At 67.8% G+C, this 14,855-nt stretch carries 12 protein-coding genes; 7 read left to right on the top strand and 5 right to left on the bottom strand.

The features are described from left to right. Nucleotides 1-42 precede the first annotated feature (42 nt). The 3 genes from glgC (at nt 43) to J2X01_RS00135 (ending at nt 3,535) form a co-directional block, all read left to right on the top strand. The gene (gene glgC, locus J2X01_RS00145) at nt 43-1,452 is read left to right on the top strand and encodes a glucose-1-phosphate adenylyltransferase (RefSeq protein ID WP_310049331.1); all 1,410 of its coding nucleotides are present in this window, start codon (nt 43-45) and stop codon (nt 1,450-1,452) included. 72 nt (nt 1,453-1,524) lie between these two features. Beyond that, nucleotides 1,525-2,976: an SDR family NAD(P)-dependent oxidoreductase gene (locus J2X01_RS00140; RefSeq protein ID WP_310049329.1), complete on the top strand. Its 1,452-nt coding sequence runs from the start codon at nt 1,525-1,527 to the stop codon at nt 2,974-2,976. An 88-nt stretch (nt 2,977-3,064) separates the two neighbouring features. Continuing rightward, nucleotides 3,065-3,535 (top strand): pyridoxamine 5'-phosphate oxidase family protein, encoded by a 471-nt coding sequence (locus J2X01_RS00135; RefSeq protein WP_310049326.1) that lies wholly within the window; start codon nt 3,065-3,067, stop codon nt 3,533-3,535. A 1-nt stretch (nt 3,536) separates the two neighbouring features. On the opposite strand, the gene J2X01_RS00130 is transcribed toward J2X01_RS00135, so the two are convergent. Continuing rightward, the gene (locus tag J2X01_RS00130) at nt 3,537-3,995 is read right to left on the bottom strand and encodes a universal stress protein (protein ID WP_310049323.1); all 459 of its coding nucleotides are present in this window, start codon (nt 3,993-3,995) and stop codon (nt 3,537-3,539) included. A 353-nt stretch (nt 3,996-4,348) separates the two neighbouring features. Here J2X01_RS00130 and J2X01_RS00125 point away from each other — a divergent pair, with 353 nt between their 5' ends. Continuing rightward, nucleotides 4,349-5,077, top strand: a complete 729-nt coding sequence (locus J2X01_RS00125; RefSeq protein ID WP_310049321.1) for a response regulator — start codon at nt 4,349-4,351, stop codon at nt 5,075-5,077. A 45-nt stretch (nt 5,078-5,122) separates the two neighbouring features. Here the strand turns inward: J2X01_RS00125 and J2X01_RS00120 are convergent, their stop codons facing one another. After that, nucleotides 5,123-6,814 carry a GAF domain-containing sensor histidine kinase gene (locus J2X01_RS00120; RefSeq protein ID WP_445344431.1) on the bottom strand — a complete coding sequence of 564 codons (1,692 nt, stop codon included), beginning with the start codon at nt 6,812-6,814 and terminating at the stop codon, nt 5,123-5,125. Nucleotides 6,815-6,994: 180 nt separating this feature from the next. Between J2X01_RS00120 and J2X01_RS00115 the strand changes: the two genes are divergently transcribed. Then, on the top strand, nt 6,995-7,495 hold the full coding sequence (locus J2X01_RS00115; RefSeq protein ID WP_310049316.1) for a pyridoxamine 5'-phosphate oxidase family protein: 501 nt from the start codon (nt 6,995-6,997) through the stop codon (nt 7,493-7,495). 96 nt (nt 7,496-7,591) lie between these two features. On the opposite strand, the gene J2X01_RS00110 is transcribed toward J2X01_RS00115, so the two are convergent. The 3 genes from J2X01_RS00110 to J2X01_RS00100 form a co-directional block, all read right to left on the bottom strand. Further along, nucleotides 7,592-8,443, bottom strand: coding sequence for a transglutaminase family protein (locus J2X01_RS00110; protein ID WP_310049314.1), 852 nt, complete (start codon nt 8,441-8,443; stop codon nt 7,592-7,594). After that, nucleotides 8,440-9,366 carry an alpha-E domain-containing protein gene (locus tag J2X01_RS00105; protein WP_310049311.1) on the bottom strand — a complete coding sequence of 309 codons (927 nt, stop codon included), beginning with the start codon at nt 9,364-9,366 and terminating at the stop codon, nt 8,440-8,442. Before J2X01_RS00105 ends, J2X01_RS00110 begins: the two co-directional genes overlap by 4 nt. A 75-nt stretch (nt 9,367-9,441) precedes the next feature. Beyond that, nucleotides 9,442-10,998: a circularly permuted type 2 ATP-grasp protein gene (locus J2X01_RS00100; protein ID WP_310049309.1), complete on the bottom strand. Its 1,557-nt coding sequence runs from the start codon at nt 10,996-10,998 to the stop codon at nt 9,442-9,444. A 215-nt stretch (nt 10,999-11,213) separates the two neighbouring features. Between J2X01_RS00100 and J2X01_RS00095 the strand changes: the two genes are divergently transcribed. Together J2X01_RS00095 and pepN are read left to right on the top strand one after the other, a co-directional pair. Continuing rightward, entirely contained in the window at nt 11,214-12,191 is a 978-nt protein-coding gene (locus tag J2X01_RS00095) for a YeiH family protein (RefSeq protein ID WP_310050166.1), read from the top strand. Nucleotides 12,192-12,195: 4 nt separating this feature from the next. Continuing rightward, the gene (gene pepN, locus J2X01_RS00090) at nt 12,196-14,823 is read left to right on the top strand and encodes an aminopeptidase N (RefSeq protein WP_310049306.1); all 2,628 of its coding nucleotides are present in this window, start codon (nt 12,196-12,198) and stop codon (nt 14,821-14,823) included. The last annotated feature ends 32 nt before the right edge of the window (nt 14,824-14,855 follow it).

Here is a 14,855-nt window from a genome sequence, read left to right as displayed (position 1 = left end):
GACTGTTTTGGGGAAGTACAACGGCGTTCAGGAGCGTTCACTATGCCGAATAAAAAGGTTTTGGCCATTGTCCTCGCAGGTGGCGAGGGAAACCGGCTTATGCCGCTGACGGCGGACCGGGCCAAACCCGGCGTACCGTTCGCAGGCAGTTACCGGCTCATAGACTTTGCGTTATCCAACCTGGTCAATTCCCGCTATCTGCAGATCGTTGTCCTGACGCAGTACAAGTCGCACAGTCTGGACCGCCACATTTCCGAAACCTGGCGGATGTCCACCCAGCTGGGCAACTACATCGCCTCGGTCCCGGCGCAGCAGCGCGTCGGGAAGAGCTGGTTCCTTGGCAGCGCCAACGCCATCTACCAGTCCCTGAACCTCATCCATGACGCCAACCCGGACATCGTCGTCGTTGTCGGCGCGGACCACGTCTACCGGATGGACTTCGCCCAGATGGTGGACCAGCATGTCGCCAGCGGCGCCAAGGCGACGGTCGCGGCAGTCCGCCAGCCGCTGCACATGGCGGACCAGTTCGGTGTGATCGAAGTGGACCAAACCAACCCGGAGAAGATCGCCGCCTTTGTCGAAAAGCCGTCCTCCACGCCGGGGCTGGCCGCGGACCCCTCCCAGTTCCTCGCCTCCATGGGGAACTACGTCTTCGACGCCGACGCGCTCGTCGAGGCCCTGCACGTCGACGCCGAACGGCTGGACACCAAGCACGACATGGGCGGGGACATCATTCCCTACTTCGTCGACAAGGGCGAGGCCGGCGTCTACGACTTCACCATGAACCAGATCCCCGGATCCACCGAACGCGACCGCACCTACTGGCGCGACGTCGGCACCATCGACTCTTTCTACGATGCGCACATGGACCTCATCTCGCCGGTACCGGTGTTCAACCTCTACAACTCCGAATGGCCGATCTACACACGGCAGAGCATCTCCCCGCCTGCCAAGTTCGTGCGCGGCAAGAAAAACACCGTCGGAACGGCACTCGATTCGATTGTTGCCAGCGGCACCGTGATCTCCGGTGGCATTGTGGAAGGCTCCGTGCTTTCCAACGACGTGTATGTCGGGACCTCCAGCCGGGTGCTCGACTCCGTGCTGATGGACAAGGTCAACATTGGCGAAGGCGCCGTCGTCAAGCGCGCCATCATCGATAAAAACGTCAAAGTCCCGGCGGGCGCAGCGATCGGCCTCGACCACGAACTGGACCGGGCCCGCGGTTTCAAGGTCACCGACTCCGGCATCACCGTGCTGTCGAAGGGACAGGTCGTCCCGGAACCGGGCGAGGCAGAGCGTGACTTGTCGGCCGCCAACCTGATCCTGGTGCCGGATGCGGTAAAAGCCGCCACGGAGCACTGGCCCGCCCTGCGGGATTCCGTGGACAAGGTGGCGGAGGTCCAGGCCGCTGCGGTCGGCGTCACGGCTCCGCGGTCCACCGAAGCACCCTAAGGCAGGCCTGCTGCAGCGGGAGTCCGGTACCGGCGTCGGGCCGGGCTCCCCGCAGGCTGTAAAATTGGGGCAATGAGCTCCCCCGATCTGACGCCCGAAGAAATTCAGGCCTGCCTGAAGGTCCTGAACAGCATCCATGTCTACGACGAGGAGCACCCGGACTACGTGTTGGTGCGCCGCGCCACCGGCAAGATGTTCAAGGCCGTCAAGCGCCACCGGCGGGTCAGCAAGCGCGACCTGATCGCTGATGCGGACCGCGCTGTGATCGCGCAGACGGCGACGGCGGCCCCGGACCGGATCGACGACGAAACCCGCGGCAACAAACTCGCCCCCTCCACGACGGGCAGCATCGCCGGGCACCTGATCAAGTCCAGGCCCTGCTACATCTGCAAGCAGCACTACACCCAGGTGGATGCCTTCTACCACCAGTTGTGTCCGGACTGCGCCGCCTTCAGCCACAGCAAGCGGGACGCCCGGGCGGACCTGACCGGGCGCCGGGCCCTGCTGACCGGCGGCCGGGCCAAGATCGGCATGTACATCGCGCTGCGCCTGCTCCGCGATGGCGCCCACACCACCATCACCACCCGCTTCCCCAAGGACGCGGCGCGGCGTTTTGCCGCCATGGAGGACAGCGGCGATTGGCTGCACCGGCTCCGGATCGTCGGCATTGACCTGCGCGATCCGTCCCAGGTCATGGCGCTGACCGACTCCCTGGACGCGGCGGGCCCGCTGGACATCATCATCAACAACGCAGCCCAAACCGTGCGCCGCTCCGGCAACGCGTACAAGCCGCTCGTCGACGCCGAGGATGAGCCCCTCCCCGCCGCCCTCCAGGCCGCCAATGGCGGCCCGGAACTCGTGACCTTCGGGCACGCCCACGACAAGCACCCGCTGGCCCTGGCGAGCACCGTCCTGGAGCATCCGGTGCTGGCCGGGGACGCGATCACCTCGCTGGCGCTCTCCACCGGCTCCGCCTCGCTGGAGCGGATCGCTGCCGGCACGGCGATCGACGCCGGCGGCCTGGTTCCGGACGTGGCCAGCATCAACAGCTGGACCCAGGTGGTGGACGAAGTGGATCCCCTCGAAATGCTGGAAGTCCAGTTGTGCAACGTCACCGCGCCGTTCCTGCTGGTCAGCCGGCTCCGCGCGGCGATGAAGCGCTCCACCGCGCGGCGGAAGTACATTGTGAACGTCAGCGCCATGGAGGGCCAGTTCTCGCGTGCCTACAAGGGCCCCGGCCACCCGCACACCAACATGGCCAAAGCGGCGCTGAACATGATGACCAGAACCAGCGCCCAGGAGATGCTGGACGCCGACGGCATCCTGATGACCGCCGTCGACACCGGCTGGATCACGGATGAGCGCCCGCACTACACCAAGGTCCGTCTGATGGAGGAGGGCTTCCACGCTCCCCTGGACCTCGTCGACGGGGCGGCCCGCGTCTACGACCCGATCGTCATGGGCGAATCCGGTGAGGACCAGTTCGGCGTCTTCCTGAAGGACTACAAGCCGAGCCCTTGGTAGGCAGCTCCCAATACCAGAGGCGACCGGGGCGGGCTACGGGGCTTATGGCCCTAATGAGGGGCCGGGACAGTACGTAACGTGGGTCCACATGAATACAGAGACGACCCCTGCGCCCGATTTCGGACTTTCCATTGACCAGTGCTGGATGCTGCTGGATACAGAGGTCGTGGGGCGGATCGCCCTGATCGTGGATGCCCACCCGGAGATCTTCCCGGTAAATTTCGCGCTGGAGCGCCGCTCGATTGTGTTCCGCACCGCAGGGGGCACCAAACTGTGGGCGGCCATGACGGCCAAACCCGTCGCCTTCGAAATCGACGGCTACGACGTCCACGAACAGCAGGCCTGGAGCGTTGTTGCCCGCGGCGAGGCGGAGCTGATTGAGAGCCAGCAGGAAAAGGACGCCGTCGACGCCCTGTTGCTCGAACCGTGGCAGCCCGGCGACAAGGACTACTACCTCCGGCTCTCCCCCAAGGCGCTGACCGGGCGGAGATTCAAGGTCAACAACCCGGACCTGTGGACCACCAGGCTCTCCGATCCCCGCCGGGCATCGTTCGAATAGGCTACTGGGCGGCCGTGCCCGGCTTGGCCGGGGAATGGACGACCAGCACGGGGCAATGGGCGTGGGCCACGAGGGCAGAACTCACCGACCCGATCAGCAACCCGCCAAAGCCTCCGTGCCCGCGGCGCCCCACCACCACCATGTCGGCATCCCGGCTGGCCTCGATCAGAGTGTGCCGCGGGTGCCCCTGCACGAGGCGGGACTCGACGTTCGCGGGCGTTTGCGCCCCGAACGCTTTCTGCACCGTGTCCTGCAGGATTTCCCCGGCACGGACATCGAAGTCGTCGATGCCGACGGCGACATAACCGTCGTAGACCGGAGGGACGTCCCAGCTGGCCAGCGCCACCAGCGTGGCGGAGAGCGGTACGGCGAGGCTTTGGGCCTGGCGCAGCGCCTCCACCGAGGCTTCGGAGCCATCAACTCCCACCACAATGGTCCGGATGTCCCTGGCTTCGGTCATGGCAGATCCCTTCGTCGTACAGCCGGCGCGTCCAGCCTACAGTGCCGGTCCGGAGGCGGCAGCGGCTAGGGCCAAAAGGCACGGGGACAGGGGGTCCCGGCCGGGCCCCGTTGGGACCAAGGACCCTTGCCGGTCCCCGGGGCCGGGAGGAATATTGCAATCCTCGGGAACGGAACCGGCTTCCGCAGGGGACAATGTGAATCACGAAGTCAGCTGCGATGGTCGTGAAGTCAGTTTCGTCAGCAACGATGGATGACAATGGAAACAGCAGAACCACCCGCTGGCACGATCCGTTGAGCAGCCTGGGGGCACCGCACCATAGAGGGCAGCGCAAGCCGCCGGACAGGAGAATCATGATTGCCTGGGCAGACGCAGGTCTCACTAAACCCGACGGGGCGCGGGCCGTCATCCGCGTCTTTATTCTCGATGACCACGAACTCGTCAGGCGCGGCCTTCAGGAGCTCCTGGAGGGCGAGGGCTTCCTCGTGGTGGGAAGTTCCGGTTCCGCCATCGAGGCGACCCGCCGTATCCCCGCCCTTCACCCGGATGTGTGTGTCCTCGATGCCCGGCTGCCGGACGGCACGGGAATTGAGGTCTGCCGCGACGTCCGGTCCGTGGACCCCTCGCTGAACTGCATCATCCTGACCAGTTTCGACGACGAACAGGCCCTGCGCGGCGCCGTCCTGGCAGGCGCCAGCGGCTATGTCCTCAAGGAGATCGGCGGTACCGACCTGATCGGGGCGCTGCGCCGGGCGGCCGCCGGTGAGTCGCTTTTCGCGGAGGGCGTCGCCGCCGGCATCGTTGACAGCCTGGTGGAGGCCGACGAGGTGGATCCGCGGACATCGTCCCTCACCCCGCAGGAACGCCGGGTGCTGGAGCTGGTGGGCGGCGGACTCACGAACCGCCAGATTGCCGCGGAAATGTTCCTCGCCGAGAAGACTGTCAAGAACTACGTCTCCTCACTGCTCGCCAAGCTGGGCTTCGAACGGCGGACCCAGGCCGCCGTTTTCATCGCCGGCCCCACCTCCCCGGTCCCGGCCGGCGGCCATGCCGACGGAACCCGGACGCACAAGGTCCGCTAGCCGGCTTCCCGATTCGCGGCGCCCCCGTTCCGGCGGCGCCCGCCGCTACAGCGGCACCGACCATTCGAGGCTCGTGCCGGCGTCGGGGGCGCTGGTGATCGTGCATTCCCCGTCCAGCATCCGGGCGCGGTCCTCCAGGTTGGCGAGTCCCCGGCGTTTTTCCGGTTCGTCGAAGCCGGCACCGTTGTCCGTGATGACCACCGTCACCTTGCCCTTGACGACACCCACCGAGACGGCGATGGCATCCGCGCCGGAATGCCTGATGGCGTTGCTCAGGCCTTCCGAGATGACGGCAACGACATTGTCGGCCTTGTCCGGCGTCACGGCGTCAACCGGGCCGGTGAGGGTCAGCCGCGGCGTGAAGGCCATGGACTTCGCCGAGCTGCGGGTCACCCGCCGGATCCGGCCGCTCAACAGTTCCGTCTCGCCGCTGCTGCTCTTGAGCGAGTAGATGGTGTCGCGCAGGCTCCGGATCGCTTCATCAAGCTCGCCGGTGATGTTGCGGATCCGCTCGGTGGCCAGCTCATCCTTCGTGAAGCGGGTCAGGCTCTGGACGCTCAGCCCGGCCGCGAACAGCCGCTGGATCACCAGGTCGTGCAGGTCCCGGGCGATCCTGTCCCGGTCGGTGAAGACCAGCAGCTGCTCGCGGAGCCGGTGGACGCGGGCGAGTTCCAGGGCGAGGGCCACATGGGAACCGAAAACGGCCCCCATTTCGATGTCCGTCCGGGCGTAGTGGAGGGCGTCCGGGCCGCGGACCAGCAACAGGAGCCCGTGATGCGCGCCCTGGGTGCTCAGGGCCACCGCCAGCAGCGGCCCGCTGATCCCGCCGTCGATCTCCCCGAAGAGTGCGGACGCGTCATGGAGCACGAGCGGCTCCCCGCCGTCGAGGACGCTTTCCAACAGCGGCGAATCCAGCAGCAGCGAGCGGCCGCTGAACTGCGGGCTGCGTTGACCCGCGACGCCGGCGACAATATGGCCGGGACCGTTTGCGGCAGGCGCCACCAGCAGTGCCAGCTCGGAGCCTGACTCCTGCAGTGCCCGGCTGGCGATGGGATCCAGCCCGCCGGAGGTGTAGTCGCGGTCGGTGCTGAGCATCAGCCCGGCGACGTCCATGCAGGCCTCCAGCCAGCGCGCCCGGCGCCGGGCATCGTCGTAGAGCCGGGCATTTTCAATGGCAACCCCGGCGGCGGCCGCCAGGGCGACGGCCAGACCCTCGTCCTCGGCCGAAAAGTCGCTGCCGTCTTCCTTCTCGGTCAGGTACAGGTTCCCGAAGACCACGTCCCGGACGCGCACGGGGACGCCGAGGAAGGACTTCATCGGCGGGTGGTTTGCCGGGAAGCCATAGGATTCCGGATGTCTGCGCAGGTCATGGAGCCGAAGCGGGCGGGGATCGGAAATCAGCAGACCCAGGACGCCGTGGCCGGTGGGCAGCGGCCCAATGTGGCGGGCCAGCGGTTCGTCGATGCCGACCGTGATGAAGTGGCTGAGCGCGCGGTCGTCCCCGATGACGCCCAGGGCACCATAGCGCGCATGCAGGAGACGGCAGGCGGACTGCACGACACGTTCCAGCACTGCGTCAAGGCTGAGGTCCTCAGCGACGGCGACGACAGCTTCCAGCAGCCCGGCCATTCGCTCCTGGGACTGGAGCAGTTCCTCGGCCCGGGACACGAACCCCTTGAATACACTGTCAATCCTGGGCTCTGGCCCATCGGCCGTCTGGTCCGGACGTTCCTGCATGGAGTGCATGCTCATGGCCCCCATTTCGATACAACGGACACAACGATCGTCGGCGCTGACGATGGTGATGCCAGAATACCCCGTAACGGCGACAAAGGCCTCAGATGTCGGACCGCATAGCCCCGGATTGTGACCTTCTCCCCTACTCCGCCGCCGCCGGCGTGGCGTAGGCTCGGGCGCATGAGTACTGATCCGAACCCCGGCGCACACCAGAACAAGGACCAGCGGCCACATGACGTTGAGAACCTTGACCCCCACGAATGCTGGCGGCTGTTGCGCAGCGTCACCGTGGGCAGGCTCGCTGTGTGGGTCGACGACCACCCCGACATCTTCCCGATCAACTACAAGGTGGACCACGGGTCCCTGGTGTTCCGCACGGCGGAGGGCACAAAACTCCAGGCGGCCACGGGCGACACGCCGGTAGCGGTAGAGGCCGACGGCATCGACGCGGACAGCGGCATCGCCTGGAGTGTGGTGGTCAAGGGTCAGGCCGCACCGGTGCAGGACCCGCAGGAGGTCCTCGACACGGTGGGGCTCCTGCTGTTCCCCTGGCAGGCGGGCAAAAAGGAACACTTCGTCAGGATCACTCCGGAGACCGTAACCGGACGCCGGTTCAAGGTGGTTCCGCCGCTGACGTGGTGGACACCCCTGGACGATGCGACCCGCTCCGGACTCGAATAACCCCTGCCGGGACCCCCGTTGCGCTATCAGTTCCGGCTGCCCTGAGGGCTCAGAGCAGCCGGAACTGATAGGGCATCGAAGGGATGTACCCCGGAATCAGGCCAGCCGGGTGATCTCTACTGTCACGCAGAGCGCGGAGCCGCCGCCGCCGGACAGGATGCCCTTGAGCGGAGGCACGTCCCGGTAGTCGCGGCCCCTCGCCACGGTGACGTGGAAGTCTCCGGCCGGCTTGTGGTTGGTGGGGTCCCAGCTGCGCCATTCACCGTCCCACCATTCCAGCCAGGCGTGTGACTGGCCGGCGACCGTCTCGCCGAGGGCCGCCGTCGAGCGCGGGTGCAGGTAGCCGGAGACGTAGCGGGCCGGGATGCCCCGGCTGCGGAGCGCACCGATGGCGAGGTGCGCCAGGTCCTGGCAGACGCCCTGGCGCTGGTTCCAGGCCTCCTCGGCGTTGGTGGTGACGCCGGTGGAGCCCTTCATGTAGGTCATTTCCCCGCGCATCCATTCGAAGACCGCCATGGCGGCCTCGTGCGGGTTGCGGCCCGCCACGACGCCCGGAATGATCCCGAGGACCTCGGTGCCGGGCCGGGTGAGCTGCGATTGCGGAATCCAGTCGCTGAACTTGTTGAGGGTCTCCGGGGCGTCGAGGTCCTCCCAGCCGACGATGTCCGCCTCCGCCGGGATCCGCTCCGCCCGGTGGACCTCCACGGTCGTGGTGGACAGGACCTCGAGGTGCTCGTGCGGCATCTGCATGTCGAAGGCGGTGACGCGGGTGCCCCAGTAGTCGCGGTAGCTGCTCAGTGCCGCCTGGGACGGCGAGACCTTCAGCGAGGACTCCAGGACCACCTGCTGGGGGTCAGTCAGCGGGGTCATCCGCGCCTCGTTGTAGGAGAGCGTGACGCGTTTGTTGTACTTGTACGCAGTCTTGTGGACGATACTCAGCCGGGTCATGAAACTTCTCCCACCCAGGCCAGTTCGTCTGCCTGATTGAAGTACTTACGGGAAATGGCGTCCGAGGCCTGCGACACGGCCTTCTGCACGCGTTCCATATGTTCGGGCAGCTCGGACATCAGGTCGTCGGTGCGGTGGAACTCGAGGAAGGTGCGGGCCTGGCCCACGATCCGGCGGGCGTCGTTGATAAAGCCGACGCGCTGGGCCGAGGGGTCCAGCTTGGCGAGGCACTCGTCGGCGTCGCGCAGCGCATACACGATGGACCGGGGGAACAACCGGTCCAGCAGCAGGAACTCGGCGGCGTGCTGGTCGCCGAAGGCCGCGCGGCGGGTCCGCAGGAAAGATTCGTAGGCGCCGGCGCAGCGGAGCATGTTCACCCAGGACATGCCGGCGGAGAGTACATCCCGGGTGGAGAGCATCCGGGCGGTCATGTCGGCGCGTTCCAGCGAGCGGCCGAGCACCAGGAAGAGCCAGCTTTCGTCATGGCTGACAGTCGTGTCCGCCAGGCCGCTGACCATGGCGGTGCGCTCCAGCACCCAGTTGCAGAAACGATAGGTGCCGACGACGTCCTTGCGGTGCTGGTTCAGCCCGTAGTACGTGGTGTTGAGGCTTTCCCAGAGGCCCGAGGACACCGTTTCCCGGGCGCGGCGGGCGTTCTCCCGGGCCGCGCCGAGCGAACCGGCGATGGAGGTGGCGCTGTCCTTGTCGTAGGCGAGGGCGTTGAGCAGTTCGGGCAGGCCGAAGTCCTCGCTCTGCGCCCGGGCGCCCATAACGGCGAGGAGCTCCTGCGCGACGCTGCGCTGTTCCTCCATCGGCAGGTGGTTGAGCCGTTCGAGGTGGACGTCAAGGATCCGGGCGGTGCCGTCGGCCCGTTCCACATAACGGCCGATCCAAAACAGGGACTCGGCGATCCGGCTAAGCATTCGCGGTTACCTCCAGCACATCGGAAATCTGAAAAGAGCAAATCAGCGGAAAACGGGGCGGCATCGTGCCGCGGGTCATTGCTGCTGCTCCTTCTGGCTGTCGCGCCAGTTGCTCTCGACCGGCCAGACGGAGACCCGTTCGCGGACCGTGATGGCCGGGCGCGGCAGGTTCTCCACCGGCACCTCCGGGGAGTCCGCCAGGACCCAGGTGTCCTTAGAGCCGCCGCCCTGGCTGGAGTTCACGATCAGCGAGCCTTCCTTGAGCGCCACCCGGGTCAGGCCGCCGGGCAGGACCCAGACATCGTCGCCGTCGTTGACCGCGAAGGGGCGCAGATCCACGTGCCGGGGGCCGAACTTGTCGCCGCTGAGCGTGGGAACGGTGGACAGCTGCAGGACAGGCTGGGCGATCCAGCCGCGGGGGTCCGCGATGACCCGCTTGCGCAGGGCCTCCAGTTCGTCGTTGGAGGCATCGGGACCGATCACCAGCCCCTTGCCGCCGGAACCGTCCACGGGCTTGACGACGAGTTCAGCCAGACGGTCCAGGACCTCCTCGCGGGCTTCCTTTTCTTCCAGCCGGAAGGTGTCCACATTGGCGATCACCGGTTCCTCATTGAGGTAGTAGCGGATCAGGTCCGGGACGTAGCTGTAGACCAGTTTGTCGTCGGCGACGCCGTTGCCCACGGCGTTGGCGATCGTGACGCCGCCGGCCCGGGCGGCGTTGACCAGGCCTGGGCAGCCGAGCATGGAGTCGGCCCGGAACTGGAGCGGATCGAGGAACTCGTCGTCGATGCGCTTGTAGATCACGTCCACGCGCTGTTCCCCGGCGGTGGTGCGCATGTAGACGCGGTTGCCACGGCAGATGAGGTCCCGCCCTTCGACGAGTTCGACGCCCATCAGGCCGGCGAGGAGGGTGTGCTCGAAGTAGGCGCTGTTGAAGACTCCGGGGGTCAGGACCACCACGGTGGGGTCGTCGACGCCGGTCGGCGCCGTTTTCCGCAGGGCGGACAGCAGCCGGCGCGGGTATTCCTCGACCGGCCGGATGAGCTGCTGGCCAAAGGCTTCGGGCAGGCCCTTGGCCATGGCGCGGCGGTTCTCCAGGACGTAGCTGACGCCGGAGGGGACCCGGACGTTGTCCTCCAGGACACGGAACGTCCCGGCGGCGTCGCGGACCACGTCGATGCCGGAAATATGGACGCGGACGCCTCCGGCCGGTTCGAAGCCGTGCACCTGGCGGTGGAAGTGCGCGCTGGTGGTGACGAGCTGGCGCGGGATCACACCGTCGGTGACCACAGCCATCTTGTCGTAGACATCGTTGAGGAACGCCTCGAGGGCACGGACGCGCTGCGCCACGCCCTGCTCCAGCACGGTCCACTCGTCAGCCGGGATGACCCGGGGGACGATATCGAGCGGGAAGGGGCGCTCCTCCCCCGCGAAGTCGAAGGTGACGCCGCGGTCCAGGAAGGTCCGGGCCATGGAATCGGCGCGGGCGGTGACATCGGCGAGCGAAAGCTCACGCAACGCATCGGCGACCTGCCCGTAGGACTTCCGGGCCTGCTGCCCGGGGGTGAACATCTCGTCGTAGGCGCCGGTGCGGTCGGCGGCCACCGAGTAATCCTGGAATAGGTCAGACATGCTCACTAGACAATCACCTTTTTGTTGCGAAATCATTTCCACGCCCGCAGGCGCGTGACGCCGGAGGGCTGGAGGCAACGTGCCACGAGCCGGCAGACCGGCTGGCCGGGTGCGGCGGTGACGGCTTTCCCGGACTGTTGCGGCAAGGTAGTTGCGTGCCCCTCTTTTCTTCCCGCCCGCTGCGCAGCGCCAGTCCGCTCCGCTGCGCTGGCCCGCTGCCGGGCCTGCTGGCCGCCGCGGGCGCCGTCGTTCTTGCCCTCGCCGTGCACTCCCTGGTTCCGGTGCTCCCGGCCATGACCCTTGCGGTGGCAGCCGGGCTCCTCGCCGCGAACGTCCCGGGGCTGGCCGGCTGGACCGCCGGGCCGGGCCGCGCGGGCCTTGATTTCGCCGGCAAGCACCTGATGCGCGCCGGGATCGTGGTGCTCGGACTGAAAGTCAGTCTGATGGATGTGCTCGGCCTCGGCTGGGCGGCGCTGCTGCTGATCACGGGGGTGGTCCTGGCCGCCTTCGCCGGAACCTACGCCATCAGCCGGCTGTTCCGGCTGCCGCCGCCGGTATCACTGCTGATTGCCACCGGCTTTTCCATCTGCGGGGCCTCCGCGATCGGGGCCATGGCCGCGGTGCGGCGGATCCGGCAGCACGACACCGTGCTCCCGGTCGCCCTCGTGACCCTGTGCGGCACGCTCGCCATCGGCGTGCTGCCGCTGCTCATCCGGCCACTGGGACTCGGCCCGGAAGTCTTTGGGGCCTGGGCCGGGGCCTCGGTGCACGACGTCGGACAGGTTGTCGCCACCGCCCAGACCGCGGGGGCGTCGGCGCTGGCGGTCGCCGTCGTCGTCAAACTCACGCGGGTGATCCTGCTGGCGCCGATGGTCGCCGTCGCGGGGCTGCACCACCGCAGCAGCGCCGCGTCCGGCGCCGGACTGAAGCGGCCGCCCATCGTTCCGCTGTTCGTGCTCGGCTTCGTCGCGCTGGCAGCCCTGCGCAGCACCGGCTGGCTCTCCCCCGCCGTCCTCGACGCCGCCGCAGTGCTGCAGGACATTCTGCTGGGGATGGCGCTGTTCGGCCTCGGCTCGGCGGTCAGGGTGGGCCAACTGCTGCACACCGGCGCGCGGGCCCTGCTGGCCGCGCTGGCGTCCTGGCTGCTGATTGCCGCGCTGGGGCTGGGCGCCGCGTTCCTCATGATTAGATAGCGGGGTGCCGAACCAGAACCTGCGCCGCGACGAAGCCGCAACCCGCTCAGCCCTGATCACCACCCACAGCTACGACGTCTCCCTGGACGTCCGGCAGGCTGCGGATCCGGACGTCGCCGGCTACCAGAGCCGCAGCGTGATCACCTTCTCCGCGGGTGAACCCGGGGCCTCGACGTTCCTGGATTTCATCGGCAGCGAGGTGCACAGCGTCCTCCTCAACGGCAGGAACGTCCCCGTCGCCGACGTCGTGGACGGGTCCCGGATCCGGCTCGACAACCTCCAGGCAGAGAACGAGGTCACGGTCACGGGCACCGCGCTGTACAGCACCTCCGGGGAGGGCATGCACCGCTTCTTCGACCCGGCCGACGGCCAGTGCTACCTCTACACCCAGTACGAGCCCGCCGACGCCCGCCGCGTCTTCGCCAATTTCGAACAGCCCGACCTCAAGGCGGAATTCACGTTCCACGTTATGGCACCCTCCGCCTGGCAGGTGTCCTCGAACGGCATCGAAACGCAGCGCACGCTCCTCAGCAGCGGCCCGGACACCAGCCGCTGGGACTTCGCCCCCACCAAGGCGATGTCCACGTACATCACGACGGTGCTGGCGGGCCCGTACTTCAAGGCCGAGGACTCCTGGCGCGGGACGCTCGGCGACGGCACCCGCCTGGATATCCCGCTGGCCCTCTACTGCCGCGCCTCGATGGCGCCCTCGTTCGACCCCGAAGCCCTCTTCGCCCTGACCAGGAACGGCCTGGCCTTCTTCAACCAACTCTTCGATTTCCCCTACCCGTGGGGGAAGTACGAGCAGGCTTTCGTCCCCGAGTACAACCTGGGCGCCATGGAGAACCCCGGGCTGGTGACCTTCACGGAGAGCTACGTCTTCACCTCCCGGGCCGCCGATTCGCAGTACCAGGCCCGCGCCAACACGCTGCTGCACGAGATGGCGCACATGTGGTTCGGCGACCTCGTCACGATGCAGTGGTGGGACGATCTATGGCTCAAGGAGTCCTTCGCGGACTACATGGGCACCCTCGGTGTGGACCGCACCACGGACTGGGCCACGGCCTGGGTGAACTTCGCCAACAACCGCAAGGCCTGGGCCTACGTGCAGGACCAGCTTCCGACGACGCACCCGATCGTCGCCGACATCCCCGACCTCGAGGCGGCCAAGCAAAACTTCGACGGCATCACGTACGCCAAGGGCGCCTCGGTGCTCAAGCAGCTGGTCGCCTACGTCGGTTTCGAGGCCTTCGTGGCCGGCTCGCGGCGGTACTTCAAGGACCACGCCTACGGCAACACCACGCTGACGGACCTGCTCGCCGCGCTCAGCACCGCCTCCGGCCGGGACCTCGCGGGCTGGGCCCGGCAGTGGCTGCAGACCTCCGGCATCTCCACCCTCAGCAGCGAGATCGAGGAGCACGACGGCGTTCTCGGCGCGGTAACCATCATCCAGGACGCCGAGGACCCGACGACGGGCCGGCAGGAGCCGCGGCCGCACCGGCTGCGGATCGGCCTGTACGGGATGGACGACCGCGGTGCCCTGGTCCGCACCGACAGCGTCGAAACCGACGTCAGCGGGGCCCGGACCGAGGTGACGGCCCTGGTCGGGAAGGCGCGGCCGGCCCTGCTGCTGGTCAACGACGATGACCTGAGCTACGCCAAGGTCCGGCTCGACGCGCGCTCCGAAGCCACCGTGCGGGCCTCCCTGGGCGCGCTCAGCGATCCGATGGCCCGGGCACTGTGCTGGACCGCACTCTGGGACTCGGCCCGTGACGCCGTCACGCCGTCGTCCCTCTACGTGGACGCCGTCACACGCTTCGCGCCGGCGGAAACGGGCATCGGCGTGCTGCTCAACGTCCTCGGCAACGCGGCCACGGCGATCGAACGCTATGTCCCCGGGGCCGACCGGGCCGCGGTCCGCCGCGGTTTCCTGTCCCTCGCCGCCGACGAACTCCGGCGGGCCGCGCCGGGTTCCGACCAGCAGCTGGCGTGGGCGCGCACGCTCGCCGCGGGCAGCCGCTTCGACGGCGGCCGGCTGGACCTGCTGCGCGGCATCCTGGACGGCAGCACGGTCATTGCGGGCCTGTCCGTGGATGCGGAGCTTCGCTGGAACCTCTGGCACGCCCTGGCCGCCAACGGGCAGGCCACCGTTGCGCAGCTCGACCGGGAGCTGGCCCTGGACAACACCGCCGCCGGTAAATCCGGACACGCCACCGCCCTCGCGGCCCGCCCCGAGGCTGCCGTCAAAGAGGCGGCGTGGAAGGAGGCGGTGCACGGCACCTCGCTCTCCAACCAGCTGCTCAGCGCCACCATCGCCGGTTTCAACACCGGCCCGGCACCGCTGCTGCGCGACTTTATTGACCGGTATTTCGAGTGCCTGGAAGACGTCTGGGCCGGGCGCAGTATCGAGATCGCCAGCCGGATCGTCCGGGGGCTTTACCCGGCAGGGCAGGACCTCGACGGCGGCAGCCCCGAAACGCACGACGTCATCGTCCGGACGGACAACTGGCTGGCCGAACACCCGGACGCCCCGCGGGCGCTGCGCCGCATCATCATCGAACAGCGCAGCCACCTGCTCCGCGCCCTCACGGCCCAGGCCCTGACTCCGAACCCACCATCGGCTGCTCCGTAACGGCCCTTTTCACGGCTCTAAACGGCGGTTAC

This window comes from Arthrobacter ginsengisoli (assembly GCF_031456935.1).
In the GTDB taxonomy this organism is placed as follows: Bacteria; Actinomycetota; Actinomycetes; order Actinomycetales; family Micrococcaceae; genus Arthrobacter; species Arthrobacter ginsengisoli.
The sequence above is the reverse complement of the archived record's forward strand: the minus strand, read 5'-3'. Positions and strand labels throughout refer to the sequence as shown.

Coding starts and splice junctions, on each gene's coding strand:
- glgC (WP_310049331.1), top strand. CDS start 43: ATGCCGAATAAAAAGGTTTTGGCCATTGTCCTCGCAGGTGGCGAGGGA.
- J2X01_RS00140 (WP_310049329.1), top strand. CDS start 1,525: ATGAGCTCCCCCGATCTGACGCCCGAAGAAATTCAGGCCTGCCTGAAG.
- J2X01_RS00135 (WP_310049326.1), top strand. CDS start 3,065: ATGAATACAGAGACGACCCCTGCGCCCGATTTCGGACTTTCCATTGAC.
- J2X01_RS00130 (WP_310049323.1), bottom strand. CDS start 3,995: ATGACCGAAGCCAGGGACATCCGGACCATTGTGGTGGGAGTTGATGGC.
- J2X01_RS00125 (WP_310049321.1), top strand. CDS start 4,349: ATGATTGCCTGGGCAGACGCAGGTCTCACTAAACCCGACGGGGCGCGG.
- J2X01_RS00120 (WP_445344431.1), bottom strand. CDS start 6,814: ATGCAGGAACGTCCGGACCAGACGGCCGATGGGCCAGAGCCCAGGATT.
- J2X01_RS00115 (WP_310049316.1), top strand. CDS start 6,995: ATGAGTACTGATCCGAACCCCGGCGCACACCAGAACAAGGACCAGCGG.
- J2X01_RS00110 (WP_310049314.1), bottom strand. CDS start 8,443: ATGACCCGGCTGAGTATCGTCCACAAGACTGCGTACAAGTACAACAAA.
- J2X01_RS00105 (WP_310049311.1), bottom strand. CDS start 9,366: ATGCTTAGCCGGATCGCCGAGTCCCTGTTTTGGATCGGCCGTTATGTG.
- J2X01_RS00100 (WP_310049309.1), bottom strand. CDS start 10,998: ATGTCTGACCTATTCCAGGATTACTCGGTGGCCGCCGACCGCACCGGC.